Annotated in this window: 13 protein-coding genes and 1 pseudogene; all 14 read right to left on the bottom strand. The window is 68.0% G+C overall.

Annotation, left to right across the window (positions count from 1 at the left end; all coding sequences use genetic code 11):
• Position 1: 1 nt before the first annotated feature.
• The gene (locus ACWHMB_RS14745; protein ID WP_292998630.1) at positions 2 to 385 is read right to left on the bottom strand and encodes a TIGR03745 family integrating conjugative element membrane protein; all 384 of its coding nucleotides are present in this window, start codon (positions 383 to 385) and stop codon (positions 2 to 4) included.
• 21 nt (positions 386 to 406) lie between these two features.
• Positions 407 to 646 (bottom strand): TIGR03758 family integrating conjugative element protein, encoded by a 240-nt coding sequence (locus tag ACWHMB_RS14740; RefSeq protein WP_292998632.1) that lies wholly within the window; start codon positions 644 to 646, stop codon positions 407 to 409.
• A complete protein-coding gene (locus tag ACWHMB_RS14735; protein ID WP_292998634.1) occupies positions 643 to 1050 on the bottom strand; it encodes an integrative conjugative element protein, RAQPRD family in 408 nt (135 codons plus the stop codon). The genes ACWHMB_RS14740 and ACWHMB_RS14735 overlap by 4 nt, the downstream gene beginning before the upstream one ends.
• Before the next feature lie 113 nt (positions 1051 to 1163).
• Complete coding sequence (locus ACWHMB_RS14730; RefSeq protein WP_377483887.1) at positions 1164 to 1913, bottom strand: TIGR03747 family integrating conjugative element membrane protein; 750 nt, start codon at positions 1911 to 1913, stop codon at positions 1164 to 1166.
• The gene (traD, locus tag ACWHMB_RS14725) at positions 1910 to 4069 is read right to left on the bottom strand and encodes a type IV conjugative transfer system coupling protein TraD (RefSeq protein ID WP_447648573.1); all 2160 of its coding nucleotides are present in this window, start codon (positions 4067 to 4069) and stop codon (positions 1910 to 1912) included. Before traD ends, ACWHMB_RS14730 begins: the two co-directional genes overlap by 4 nt.
• 20 nt (positions 4070 to 4089) lie before the next feature.
• Positions 4090 to 4644 carry an integrating conjugative element protein gene (locus ACWHMB_RS14720; protein ID WP_004265578.1) on the bottom strand — a complete coding sequence of 185 codons (555 nt, stop codon included), beginning with the start codon at positions 4642 to 4644 and terminating at the stop codon, positions 4090 to 4092.
• Entirely contained in the window at positions 4641 to 5225 is a 585-nt protein-coding gene (locus ACWHMB_RS14715) for a transglycosylase SLT domain-containing protein (RefSeq protein ID WP_016451647.1), read from the bottom strand. The genes ACWHMB_RS14720 and ACWHMB_RS14715 overlap by 4 nt, the downstream gene beginning before the upstream one ends.
• A complete protein-coding gene (locus tag ACWHMB_RS14710) occupies positions 5210 to 5941 on the bottom strand; it encodes a TIGR03759 family integrating conjugative element protein (RefSeq protein ID WP_004265574.1) in 732 nt (243 codons plus the stop codon). The genes ACWHMB_RS14715 and ACWHMB_RS14710 overlap by 16 nt, the downstream gene beginning before the upstream one ends.
• Positions 5942 to 5950: 9 nt before the next feature.
• Complete coding sequence (locus ACWHMB_RS14705) at positions 5951 to 6595, bottom strand: hypothetical protein (protein ID WP_004265569.1); 645 nt, start codon at positions 6593 to 6595, stop codon at positions 5951 to 5953.
• Positions 6592 to 7203, bottom strand: a complete 612-nt coding sequence (pilL2, locus tag ACWHMB_RS14700; RefSeq protein WP_016451646.1) for a PFGI-1 class ICE element type IV pilus protein PilL2 — start codon at positions 7201 to 7203, stop codon at positions 6592 to 6594. Before pilL2 ends, ACWHMB_RS14705 begins: the two co-directional genes overlap by 4 nt.
• Positions 7204 to 7362: 159 nt before the next feature.
• Complete coding sequence (locus ACWHMB_RS14695; RefSeq protein WP_377483883.1) at positions 7363 to 9645, bottom strand: helicase-related protein; 2283 nt, start codon at positions 9643 to 9645, stop codon at positions 7363 to 7365.
• A 101-nt stretch (positions 9646 to 9746) separates the two neighbouring features.
• On the bottom strand, positions 9747 to 10052 hold the full coding sequence (locus ACWHMB_RS14690; RefSeq protein WP_292998655.1) for a hypothetical protein: 306 nt from the start codon (positions 10050 to 10052) through the stop codon (positions 9747 to 9749).
• Between the two features lie 112 nt (positions 10053 to 10164).
• The gene (locus tag ACWHMB_RS14685; protein WP_292998657.1) at positions 10165 to 11280 is read right to left on the bottom strand and encodes a DUF6094 domain-containing protein; all 1116 of its coding nucleotides are present in this window, start codon (positions 11278 to 11280) and stop codon (positions 10165 to 10167) included.
• Between the two features lie 67 nt (positions 11281 to 11347).
• Positions 11348 to 12003, bottom strand: a pseudogene (locus ACWHMB_RS14680) (hypothetical protein).
• Between the last annotated feature and the right edge of the window lie 294 nt (positions 12004 to 12297).

The following is a 12297-nucleotide window of genomic DNA, read 5'->3' as shown; positions in this document are numbered from 1 at the left end:
CTTACAGGACGCCGGTGGCCTTGGTCAGCAGCCAGATGCCGACGACCAGCAGGATCGCGCCCACCGCCACCGTCAGGCCGAACTGGCCCCAGGTCGCGCGGCCGGTGTGGATCTCGGCGTAGCGGGTGTAGGCGTGGTAGCAGACACCGACGAACATCGAGGCGACGACGAGCAGCGCGATCAGCAGCACGATGTCGTAGCCGTAGTTTTGCAGCGTCTGCATGATGCCGCTGCCGGTGCCGCGCGACGGGTCTTCCAGCGTGGGAAGGTCGGCGAACGACGGCAGCGGCGTGGCGGCGATGCCCAGCGGAATCAGCAGCGCGGCGATGCGCGAAGGCCGCAAAGGCAGCGAAGTGAGACGGGGAGAAGTAGCGGGAGCGTTCATGGCGAAGTACCTTTCATGGGGTCAGGACAGGAGGAAAAAGCCCAGCACCAGGTACATCGCGATGAAGCGCACGATGACGCCGAGGAACTGGCGTTGGGTCAGGTGGTGCTCGGCCCAGCCGACATAGGCGGTGCGCATCGCCCACACGCCCCACAGCAGCAGGACGGCGAAGACGAAACCGAGCACGACGGTGGAGACGGCCCCGGGCGCGAAGCCGCTGTTGGCCGTGAAGGCGGCGACCTGATCGGCGGAAGGCGTCATGGCGACGGCGCCTCCTTGGCCGGCGTCGCAGGCGCCGCGTTGCTGCGCGTGTAGCCGCCGGCCAGCGGCACGGGATCACGCGGCTGGGCGCGTTGCGGAACGAGGTAGTCGCGCACGCCGGTGCGCACACGCTCCAGGTCGGCGCGCAGCCGCACGTAGTCGAAGTGGTAGCGGGCGCGCTCCTGCGGCGCGGTGGCTGCGGCACGCTCGGCGAGACGGTCCAGCAGGTCGAGCTGGTGCGTCACCGCGGCGAGCATCTCGCGCTCCGCGGCGTTGTCGGAGGCATCGGCCGCGATGGCGGGCTGCAATCCGGCAGCGGCAAGCAGCAGCGCGGCAAGACGCACGGCCCAGGGTGCCGCGACGGCGAAACGCCGAACCTGCGCGGGATTGCGAGTGGTTTCCATCGAGCCGTTCTCCGAGGGATGCGGATGGCTCGATGCTCAAACGGCCGGTCTTCCAGCGCCGCAATCAATCGGAACCGGCCCGCCACCGCTTTCCGCGGCGGCGGCCGATGCGGCTACAGGTACTTCTTGAACGTCGCCGACGCGATGCACACCGCTACGCCCAGCAGCGCCGCGCTGGGCAGCAGAATCAGCAGCGGATGCACGCTGACCGGCAACGCCAGGTAAGTGACCCAGGGCAGCACCGCCAGCGGCATCAGGCTGGCTCTCGCCCGGTGGTAGACGAAGCCCGATTCGCGCCCGGCGCCGAAGCCGCGCACGTCGCGGCGCACAAGGCCATCCACCAGGCCGGTGAAGGCCGCCATCAGGAACAGCGGCAGGGTCAGGACCAGCACCAGCAGCCGCACGAGGAACACCAGCACCGTGTAGGCCGAGGCGATCAGGTAGCTCTCCACGTGCACGTAGAGCTGACTGATGTAGTGGCGGAAGTCCTGTACCTGGCTGTGCGCACCGGCGCGTGATTGCGCCGCCGCGTCGCGTATCCAGTCCAGCAGGCCCGTCTTCACGAACAGCCCTTGGTAGGCCCACTCGACGAGCTGGCGTGCACTGCGCCCCGGTTCCTGCACCAGCACGCTTTGCGTGAAATGCTCCGAGACCTGCGACAGCTCGTAGTTCAGCATGCCCTGCGCATGGCGCCAGCCCTGCTCGGGCCAGAAGAAGTGCATGCCGATGCACTCGATCGCGATGCACAGCACCAGCGAACCGGCCAACACCCCGAACAGCCGGAACGGCAGCGTGATGAGGCCTGCGATCAGGCCCTGCTGGCGAACCTGCTGGCGCTGGACGGCGACGGCGGGGTCGCTCATCCCGTGGCCCCTTCATCCGCGCTGGCCATCTGCTTGAAGTCGGCGAGCAAGTCGTCGGGCAGTGCTTGGTCCTGCAGTCCGGGAAGCCCATTGTTGTCCCACCAATCGCCGGCCTCGACGTAGTGCTGGCGCATGTAGCCGGCCAGCTCCTGCAAATCCTTGGGCATGGCCTCGTCGGGGTCGGGCGCCGGCAAGGGCATGCGCACCTTCCAGAGGTGCCCGCCCTCGATCAGTGCAAAGCACTGGCCCTTGGGCAGCCCGACCACGTGCGCCGGTTCAATCAGCGGCACGCTGTTGCTGCTGATGCGGTCCTGCGTGTTGGAGGTGAAGGCGGTGTTGCCGGTCGGGTCCGAGCTGTCGGTGGCGCCGCTCATCACCGTCGTCGTGTAGACCTCGACCTTGGGCAGTTGCCGCGTCAGCAGTTCGGCCGTGGCGGTCTCGCGCACGCGCAGCATGAACAGGTTGTTGAAGTTGCCCACCACCTGGCCCGCCTTCGCGCGGTTGCCGATGCGTGCCTCGATGTCCGAGAGGGTCTGCGTGTAGGCCGTGACCTGGACGCCCGCGCCGCCGCCCTTGTTGACCATGGGTATGAACTCGTCGCCCATGAGTTCGTTGAACTCGTCGGCATGGACGTTGATGGGCACCTTGATGCCCGTCGCGGCACCCGGCAGGCCGTCGTCGATGCCGAACTTGTAGATGTGACCCGCGACGGATACGAGGTCGGAGAACATCGAATTGCCGACCGCCGCCGCGACTTCCGCGTCCGACAGTGCATCGAGGCCGACATAGACCACGGCCCGCTTCCTGATGATCTGCATCCAGTCGAAGATCGGGCGTGGGTCGGCGAGGTCCGAATAGTTCGGCGCCAGCAACTGCGCGATCTTGCCGGTGGTCAGCTTCTCCAGCAGCGGTAGGAGCGATGCGACGATCTTGTCGAAGTACGTCCTGTCGTAGCGCACCGCGCTGCGCAGGCCGTCGAGCACAGGGTCGTAGATGCGCACCTGCGACAGGTACTGCTCCAGCGCGACGACGCGCTTCTCGCGGCCGATCATGTTGCGCGGGATGTTCTTGTCGTTCAGCTTGGCTTCGAGCTGGACGATGACCTCCCAGGCCTTGGGCTCGTTCCGGGCGAAGTAGTGCTGGGCGTACTCGATGAACAGCGCATCGATGTTGATGACATGGCGCTGGATCAGCAGGTAGTCGGGCCGCTGCCCCAGCTCGACCAACGCCCGCGCGATGATGTTGACGAAGCGCCAGGCGAACTCGCGGAACGCCGCGCTGTTGCCTTCACCGGAAAGCTGGCCGGCGATGCGCGTGGCAACTTCCGAGATGCGTCCGAAGCGGCCCACCGCGTTGTAGCGGGCGCTGATGTCCGGCCAGCCCAGGTGGAAAACGTAGAACTCGCCTTCGCGTCCGGCGCGCTTGGCCTCCACGTACATGCGCTTCAACAGATCCGCATCGCCCTTGGGATCGAAGACGATCACGACCTCGTGCTGTCCATTGACCTTGCGCCGGATGTCCTGCGTGATGAACAGCTCGGCCAGGCGGGTCTTGCCGACGCGCGTGGTGCCTGACACCAAGCTGTGGCCGACGCGCTCGGCCAACGGCAGGGTGACGTCGACCTCGTGCGGCTCGATGCCGTGCAGCCGCGGCAGGCCGCCCACCGGCGGCAGCGGCCGCGCCGGGTTCAGCGGGCTGTCCCAGGCCAGGGCCTTCGCCATCTTGGACAACGGGTACGGCGCGAACTCCAGGCGCTCTTCCATGCGCCGTGCCATCCGATAGATTGCCGTCGGCTCCACGTAGCGACGGAACTCCGACCGATACGTCTGCATCAGTCGGTGCGTGTGACGCTGGTCCCAGTGGAAGCCCCGGCCGACGAACAGCCGCTGCTGGCTGACCGGCACGTCGCGGCTGGTCATCACGTAGCGCGGCAGGCGCCGGATGTTGCGCCGGTAGCGCAGGATGGCCCAGGCGTCGCGAAAGCGCAGCGCGCCGAAGGTGAGGAAAGCGAGCGCGCTGCCCAGGCCCAGCAAGGGACTCAGCGCGAGCGACCACGGGGCCACCAGGCACAGAAACGCGGCGCCCGCACAGACCGCGACGGTGTATAGCTCCACCGCTGGCCGCAGCAAGACTTCGACGGCTTGGGACTGGGGCATGGCGGGTGCTTCACGTCACGTCAGGGCTCGATGCCGGTGGCGGTGATCAGCACCGGGTAGTGCTTGAGCCCCAAGCGCTGCGCCAGCTCGTCGCCCGAGGCCGGCGACAGCATCAAGCCCGGTGCGAGGCGACGCAGCGCGGCCAGGGCTTCGGGCGTCGCCACGTTGACCACCAAGCCCACGGCGCGTAGCGCCTGCAAGTCCTTGCCCCGTCGTTGGAGCCAGGCTCGTGAGCGGTCGTCGTCGCCGATCAGGAACAGCGGCGTCAGGCCCGGCGCGCGGATCACGCGGCGCGGCTCGTCGCCGGGTGTCAGCCGCATCGAGCGCACCGGCAGCATGGCCGCCTCGGCTTCGGCCGGGCCGCCAATGCGCGGCTTGGTTTGCGGCGTGGCTGGCTGACCGGGCTGCGCATCCTGCGGATTCAAGGCCCGGTAGTACGGCAGCGCCGAGGTGCCGCCTTTGTCCTCGACCACGATCAGCGGCGGGGAACTGTTCTTGGTAACGGGGCCGCGGTCCTGCGCGTCTGCGGTGGTGGCCAGCAGCGCCGCAGTCGCGGCGACGAGGATGCGGTTCATGGCATGGGACTCCGGGCAGAGGGAAGTGAGGCTCCCGGCCCGAGCACGCGGGTCAGGTGCTGGTGGACGCTGCGGCGGTAACGGGCGGCGGGCGCCCCGCCCGCGGGGCGGTGGTAGCGGCCGATGGCGACCAGCCAGTCCTCGCCCGGCGTGTGCTGCTCCTGCAGGATTTCCGCGGCGATGGCGAGGTTGCGGTATGGGTCGAGCAGCTCGCAGGGATGCGCGTAGCGGTGCGCGTGGTAGCCGAGGTTGACCTGGCCGAGGCCGGCGTCGATGCGGTTGACCGGCGTGCGGGCGAGCGCCCGGCGGATGCCGGCGCAGGCCTCGGCCCGCGTGGCATAGCGTTCGGCGCGGCCGGCGACGTTGAGCGTCCACGGCCACGGGATCAGCCGGCCGCGCAGCCGGGCGCCGCTCTCCTGCAGCGCCACCGCATACAGCACCGGCGACGGCACGCCCGCCTGCTGGGCGGCGAGCTGGTAGGCGGGTGGTGGCACCTCCTGGCCGAAGACGATGGCGGCATGGGCGCTGAGGCCGAGGACCAAGGCCGCGCAGCCTGCACGGCGGGTTACTGCCGCTGCCATTGGCCGTTGACCTCGCGCACCACGGCGGGCAGATCGCCGGGCAGGCCGAGCGACAGCCAGCGCCCGGCGTCATGGTTGAGCGTGATGGTGCGGGAGCGCACGCGGCCGGCGTCGATGCCGGCCTGCGTCGCCCACTGGCGGATGCGGGCGTCCTCCTGGCGGCTGCCGACCATGTAGAGGTCGAAGGCGGTGCCGGCCACCTGCAGCTGGCGCACGCGCTGCTCGCACGACGGGCACTCGGCCTTCACGAAAACCGCCAGCCGGCCCGAGCCCCGGTTGCCGGCGCCCGGCGCCTTCGCACCCGGCATGTTCACGCGCTGCTGTCCCGGATAGAGCCGCTTCCACGCCGCGTCGTAGGCCCGCTGGTAGGCCAGCGTCTTGCCCACGCGCTTCGATTCCGCCTGCACCTGCAGCTCCGCATAGCGGTTGCGTTCCTCGTCGCTGCGCGCCTCGATGCCCAGCGCCGTGAGCGGATCGAGGTTCGGGGAATAGATGCCCAGCGGCCCCTGCATCAGTTGGCGGTAGCGCGCCCACTCATCGGAGCGCAGGCCCCAATCGCGCGCCAGCCGTTCGTCCAGCGCGGCGTCGCTGCTGTTCTGAATCTGGGCGGGCACCGTGCGCGAGGACGCGACCGGCGCCGACTGTGCCGAGGCCGTGCCTGCCGTTCCTGCGACAGCGGCGAGGATGGCGGCGAAGCAGATCGCGGCGTGCTTCATGGCCGGCTCCTACGGCAGCGCGAGGCGCTGGGTCTGTCCATCCACGCGGAACACGGCGGCGCGCGCCTCGATCGCCAGCAGATGCCACGCGCCCACGGCATCGCCTTCGCGCAGCAGCCACACGTCCAGCACCGACGACGCCTTGGGTGCCGCCACCGACAGGAAGCGCTCGCCGCCGCGCAGCTCCACGCCCACGACGTTGAACGGCGGTTCGGGCACCTTGGGCTTGGCCGGCTCGGCGGTGCGCCGGGGTGCCGCGGCAGGCGCGGCGGTTCGCTTCATGCGAGCTTCGAGGTCGCCCATGCGCGCCTGCAGCGCCTGCAAGTCGCCGGCATGGGCGTCTGCGCCCTGGGTGTGCTCCACCTGTGCCAGGCGTTCGTCCAGCAACTTGCGGGCGGCCTCGAAGTCGGGTTGGGTGACGGGCTTGGGCTGGTTCTTCGAGGCCGCCGCCTGCTGTTCGAGTTCGGCGACGCGCGTGTTGAGCGCCTGCACGTGGGCATCCTGGGCGCTGGCCTGGCTTTGCTCGCTCAGGCGCGACAGGCCCACGCTGTTGACCACGGCCAGGATGCTCACGAGCAGCAGCCATGCGGCCGCTGTGATCTTCAACCAGCGCGCGCGGCCGGCGTTCTCGTCGGGAAGCTGCGGGATGGTCATGGCTGGGCCTCCTGGGGCACGTGGGAATCGGCGGGTTCGGCGGCCGGCGCGCTCGGTGCCGGAGCCGCGGGAATCGGGCTTGCGCTCGGCGCACGCGCAGTCGTCACGCGCGTGAAGCACACCGCGCGCGAAGCGTCATCGACGGACAACTCCCAGGCCGGGCCGGCGAGTGCCAGCAAGGCATCGCGCAGCGGCAGCGGCCCGAGCCGCAGGTGCGCCGCCGGCAGCGGCAACGCGTACAGCGCGGTCGCCTCCGTCGCGTCGCAGAGCCGGTAGCCGGTGCGCAGCAGCACGTGCCGAAGGGCATCGCCGACGCTCGCGTCCAAGATCGGCGGAATCGAAATCTCGATCACCTGTCGCAGCAGGTCGCGCTGTGCCGGTTCCGGCACCATCTCGACCAGCGTGTAGCGCCCGTAGCGGGCCACCGGGATCAGGCCCGGCTCGGGCTCCGGGGCGATGGTTCTGACCAACACCGCAGGCTCGGGGAGCGAGTCATGGACAGTGGGAGGGCTCGTCGTGCCCGTGGCGGCGCAGCCGGTGATGAGCACGCAGCCGGCCAGCAAGGCAGGCACAGCCAAGCGGTGAGCGACGCAGGTGAGTGGTTGCATGGGGCAATTCCCTGGAACACGGAGCCCTCACCATCGCCGCCGCGAAGCGTTCGGGCAGCAAACAAAGGGAACTGGCAGGCGCCCGACTTCATCGCGCGCCATCGATGCACGGAAAAAAGAAGCCGGCGCCCCGAAGGGCAGCCGGCGTGGGTGGGTGGATCAGGCCGCGACGAGTTGCCGGGCCAGTGCCACCTCGACGGAATCACCGTCCTGGTTCAGCACGTCCAATCCCGACTCGGGCACGTCTCCCGACGTGCTCTGCGAGACCATGATCTTTCGCGCCATCAGCCCCAGGCAGGTCATCTGCGAGGAAGCCGCGTAGCCGAGGTAGATCACGCGAACCGGCAGCTTCTGGCCGATGCGCCATGAGCGCCGGGCCGCCTGCTGCAGGCTGTAGACGTTGTAGCCCGACTGCATGAACACGATCGTCGGAAACTCCAACAGGTCCAGGCCGGTTTTCACCAGCTCGGGGTTCGTGATCAGCACGTCGATGCCGCGGTCCAACTGCTCGGCGATCCAGTCCTCGCGGCGGGAGGCATCCACGCTTGCGCGCAGCACCGCCACCTTGAAGCCTTCCTGCTCCAGCAGCACCTTCAAGCGCGACGTGGTGTCGCGCGTGCCGGTGTAGACCGAATAGACCAGCGTCTTGCGACCCGCAGCCTTCTCCTGCTTGCAGATCTCGATCAGCTCGCGCTCCTTGGGCATCACCTCCAGCTCGTTGAACTGAGCCGGAACGAAGGCCAAGGTCTGGCGTGTGCGCGGGTGCACCACCGTCTCCGACCGGAAGCAGCAATCCGGCCAGGCCAGCAGCACGTTGAGGACCACACCGAGCAGCGTCGTGTCGCGCTTGGCCAGCGCCTGTTTCAGCGCCGAGGTCAGACGAAACGACAGATCGCGATAAGCCGCGGCTTGCGCCGTGTCCATCGCCACCTCGCGGAACTCCTCGTCGTAGGACGGCAGCACGTTGCCGCCGATGTCCTTCAACTTGAGGAATACCGTGAACGGCAGGACGCAACGCAGCACGCCCTTCGGGCCGAAGCCCGGCGCCTTGACCGTGCGCACCGAGACCTTGCTGCCCTTGGCCGTCTTGTGCGCCGTGCCCGTGCTCTCGGAATAGATGTCCTTGAGGATGCCGTGATCCCTCATGAACGCCATCGCGGCCGAGGTCATGCTGCCGCTCTTGGTCGGGCGGTAGCCGTCTTCGATCATTCGCCCAGGCAGGGCTCGGAACAGCAGGTGGAACAGGTCGTCGCCGTAGCCGCCCATCAGCGTGCCAGTGAGCAGCAAGGCCTTGCGCGCCTTCGCTGCGAGCACGCCCATGGCCTGGCCTTGGGCGCTACCGCCGTTCTTGTACTCATGCGCCTCGTCGGCGATGAGCAGGTCGAACGTGCCTTGCGGCAAGTACCTTTTGATGAATTCGCTGGGCTGATACCCGCCCTCGCCGAAGCCGAACTCCATGTTCGCCATCGCCCGCTCCATGCGGTGCGCCTGACGATCCGAGAACACCAGCTCACCGTTGGCATCCATGAGGTTGATGAACTCGTGGATGTTGTCGCCCAGCATTGAGGCCAGGAAGCCGTCGCCGAACTTCTTCATCAGCTTATGCGCCGTGACCTCTCCGATGGTCGGGATGCGCTGCAAGGCTTTGAAGACGGCCGTGGACTGGTCGCTGGCGGACAGGCTCCGCGGTCGCATCAGCGTCCACAGCGGTGCGGCGCAATGGCTGCACCGGCGGCGGTAGTCCTCGGCTTCGAGTTCGACCGGGTTGATCGGCTCGCCGTCGAGATTGGTGATGACCTGGCCGCAGTCCGGGCATGCGCCCACTTCGCCGTGCCGCGTGCGCCGCACGTTGAAGACGGGCTTCCAGTGGAAACCCATGCGCATCCGCACGCGACCGAGAACGTAGAACTCCTGGCCGCGTACCGGCACGCCCAATTGCTCGCGCAGTTTGATGAGCTTGACCAGCGTGTCCGGGCCATTGAGCACCCAGACCTTGGCGCCGGCCACCGTCTCCTGGATTTCCCGGCGCCATTTGTAGACCAGGTGAGGCGGCGAGAGGATCAGCGTGCGGCGATAGCCTTCGGCGTGCAGCACGGCCGCCGTGGCGATGCCGACCGTGGTCTTGCCGCAGCCCATCTCGCCATTGACGATCGCGGCGCGTTCGCCGCGGTCGGCCAGCAGCTCGGTAACGGCATGCACCACCTCGGCCTGCGCGCCGAACAGCTTGCGCTTGAGACTGGCCAGCACGAGCTGGCGATGCGGCCGGGCCTGGCCGGTGTAGACGGGAGGGTTGGCGCGGTTGAGCGAGTCCAGCAGCTCGTCGCCGAATTCGGCAACGAAATCCTGAAGGCTCATCGCCAGGGGAGAAGCAGTCGCTTCGAGCAGGTCGCCCTGGACGGGAGTGCCATCGGCGGCGGGAACAATGTTGGTATCGAGGGACATGGTGATGCTCCATAGGAATGAGGCATGCACCTCCCCTGCGGGGCGATGGCATGCCCCGGGTTGGGAAGAGAAGAGCGGCGCGCGGCCGCGGTGGATGAAGATCAGTATTCGCTGGGCAACAGCAGCGTGGTCACGCTGCGATCCCACTCGGTGATGATCCAGAGCTTCAGGTCAGGCGCGACCTGGTAGGACGAGAAAAGCCGATCCTCGCCGGAGCGCAACGCGGCGTCGTTCTGACGCCGGTCGCTGTCGTCGAGGTCGCCCCAATCGCCGCTGAGATGGCGGGACAGATACGGTGCCGGGTTGAGCCGGCCTTGCTGGACCAGCGCATCGATGCCGCGGGTCATGACCAGGTGTCCGGGGGCAAAGCGTGCTTGCGACGCCAGGTTGAGAACTGCGAGTGCCATGGTGTTTCTCCTTCGGATGAAAGAGGGGCCACGGCACCCGGCGGGGTGACATGGCCCCGTTGGGTGGATGAGTTGGTGGATGAAGCGACGGCGAATCGTCAGGGAACAGCGATCAGCGGATGGTCAGCACCTCGCCACACGTCGACGAGCCCGGCGTCATGTCCCAGGCGCGGATGACCGGCACGAACTTGTCGGTCAGGATGCGCGTCTCGGCCACGGTGCCGTCGTCGCGCTCGGTGTACTCCGTCTGCAAGGTCTTCTCCTTGTGGGTGTCGCCCTTGACGACGAGCACGCGGCCCGTCTTGGACTTCACCACGCCGGAAATCGCACCCGCGGCGAGCGCTAAGGCGAGATGCCAATGCGATAACCCTCGCGCCGGGGGCCGCAGCGACTGCTGCGCGGCGCCAAGGTGCGTGTCGAGCGTCGGCCAGAGTCCTTGCAGCCGGCCGACTTCATCGGCGAACTGCTCGGGCTCCATCGTCACGCGGTAGAAGTGCTCCGGCTCGGCCGTGGCAGGCACCGTGTACGGCAGGAACGGCCATTCGACCGGCAGCTCTTCCGCTTCGGCGTCGCCGAGACCTATCTGCAGCAGCAGTGCGCGCGTGGCCTTGACCGAATCCGACACCTGGTCGCGCTGGCGAACCTTGCGACCGAAGATCACGACCTGCCTGAACTGCGTGTCCACCGCGCGGTAGATGCGCAGCTCGGCGAAGTGCCGGGTCAGCCATCCGACCAGTTCGGCGTCGAGCACGTAGTGCGGCACGATGTAGATCAGCACGCCGCCGTACTGCAGCAGCGGCAGCGCCTTCTGGTAGAACAGCTTTTCCAGCCGCGCGCGGCCCTGGCCCTGGTAGCCGACGTTGCCGTTGGTGTCCTTGGACAGGTCGCCATACGGCGGGTTGAGCCACAGCAGGCCAAAGCTCTGCCGGCTGATCAGCGTGTCCATCAGGTCGCCGTGGATGCAGCGATCGACCAGTTGCCGGGCGTGGCGTGCGCGCTCCGCCTCGTACTCGACGGCGAAGGCCTGGACCCGTTCGCGCCCGAGGGCGTGCGCGGCTTCGGCGATCGCCACGCCTTCGCCGGCGCAGGGATCGAGGATGCACAGCGGACCGGCCGAGGGAGCAGCGGGCGCCAGCGCGGCGAGTGCTCTTTCGAGCGTGGGTTCATCCGTGGGGAAGTACCCGTTCTTGACGAAGTTGCGGGCGAGCCGCGGGAACATGAGGGCCATGGGAATCTCCTGGCATTGAAGATGAAAGGATGCGGACATGCGCGCGTGCATGTCCGGTGAAGGAACCTCAAGCCACCGCTTCGAGCGGTCGTGCCGAGGGGATGCGGCTGGCCGGCGTGCCGGCGACGAGCGCGCCGCTGCGGATCAGGCCGCCCAGCACCTGGGTCAGCGCCGGCACGTCGATGGCGAGCCGATGGCCTTCCAGAGGCCCGAGGGCGAACGGCAGGCGCGTCAGCATCGACTTCGCCTGCAGCAGTTCCAGCACGCTGTCGCGCCAGGGATCGAGAAGCGGCAGCGGGCAGGTGTCCCGCACCAGCGTCCACAGCCGGTCGAGCCGGTACTTGGAATCGCGAGGCAAGAGCGCCAGTGCGCTGGCGTTGGCCTTGTCGGGTTTGACGCAGCGCCGATCGAACAGCCAGATGTTGGTCAGCGAGCCGAACAGCGTGCGCCGGTAGGCGCGTGCGCTGCGCTTCTCCAGGTTCTCGACGTTGCCGACGAAGACCGGGATGCTCGCGCCTTGCTCGGTGATGATGTGGAACTGATCCAGTCCCTGCTCGTCCCGGCCCAGGGTGAGACGGGCCAGGAATTCCTGGACGGCGGTGTCGCGCGCCCAGAGGGAGATGAAGACCAGGTTGCCGTTCTCGTCACCGACGACGCCATCGGCCATCAGGTCGGGGCATTCGTCGATGCGATAGAGCGTCTTGGGGAAGAATGTGCAGGCATGGTGATGTCCTCGAAGTGAGCGGAGACAGCACCACCCGCGAGGGCAGTCACTGCCCCAGGGGGATGGAAGAAGACGCGGTGAACGTCGTTGTGAAGAATCAGACCGTGCGTCGCAACGCACCGTAGCCTTGAAGGTCTGGGCTACCTGGGCATGTTGTCGGCTACGCCGACGGACACGAGTCATAGCCTGCGCCAAGCTGCGTACACCGCGTGAGCGAAAAACCGACCCGGCGCCCAACCCTGTTTGCGCTGGCGCATCGCCCGCGGCGCCGGAAGGACGGCCGCAAAAGAAAA

This window comes from Ottowia pentelensis (assembly GCF_964341695.1).
The sequence above is the reverse complement of the archived record's forward strand: the minus strand, read 5'-3'. Positions and strand labels throughout refer to the sequence as shown.

Bases quoted from the DNA above. Each gene is read 5' to 3' on its own strand.
- ACWHMB_RS14730 (WP_377483887.1), bottom strand. From the start codon at position 1,913: ATGAGCGACCCCGCCGTCGCCGTCCAGCGCCAGCAGGTTCGCCAGCAG.
- ACWHMB_RS14740 (WP_292998632.1), bottom strand. From the start codon at position 646: ATGACGCCTTCCGCCGATCAGGTCGCCGCCTTCACGGCCAACAGCGGC.
- ACWHMB_RS14695 (WP_377483883.1), bottom strand. From the start codon at position 9,645: ATGTCCCTCGATACCAACATTGTTCCCGCCGCCGATGGCACTCCCGTC.
- ACWHMB_RS14715 (WP_016451647.1), bottom strand. From the start codon at position 5,225: ATGGCAGCGGCAGTAACCCGCCGTGCAGGCTGCGCGGCCTTGGTCCTC.
- ACWHMB_RS14735 (WP_292998634.1), bottom strand. From the start codon at position 1,050: ATGGAAACCACTCGCAATCCCGCGCAGGTTCGGCGTTTCGCCGTCGCG.
- ACWHMB_RS14705 (WP_004265569.1), bottom strand. From the start codon at position 6,595: ATGACCATCCCGCAGCTTCCCGACGAGAACGCCGGCCGCGCGCGCTGG.
- ACWHMB_RS14710 (WP_004265574.1), bottom strand. From the start codon at position 5,941: ATGAAGCACGCCGCGATCTGCTTCGCCGCCATCCTCGCCGCTGTCGCA.
- ACWHMB_RS14745 (WP_292998630.1), bottom strand. From the start codon at position 385: ATGAACGCTCCCGCTACTTCTCCCCGTCTCACTTCGCTGCCTTTGCGG.
- traD (WP_447648573.1), bottom strand. From the start codon at position 4,069: ATGCCCCAGTCCCAAGCCGTCGAAGTCTTGCTGCGGCCAGCGGTGGAG.
- ACWHMB_RS14685 (WP_292998657.1), bottom strand. From the start codon at position 11,280: ATGGCCCTCATGTTCCCGCGGCTCGCCCGCAACTTCGTCAAGAACGGG.
- pilL2 (WP_016451646.1), bottom strand. From the start codon at position 7,203: ATGCAACCACTCACCTGCGTCGCTCACCGCTTGGCTGTGCCTGCCTTG.
- ACWHMB_RS14720 (WP_004265578.1), bottom strand. From the start codon at position 4,644: ATGAACCGCATCCTCGTCGCCGCGACTGCGGCGCTGCTGGCCACCACC.
- ACWHMB_RS14690 (WP_292998655.1), bottom strand. From the start codon at position 10,052: ATGGCACTCGCAGTTCTCAACCTGGCGTCGCAAGCACGCTTTGCCCCC.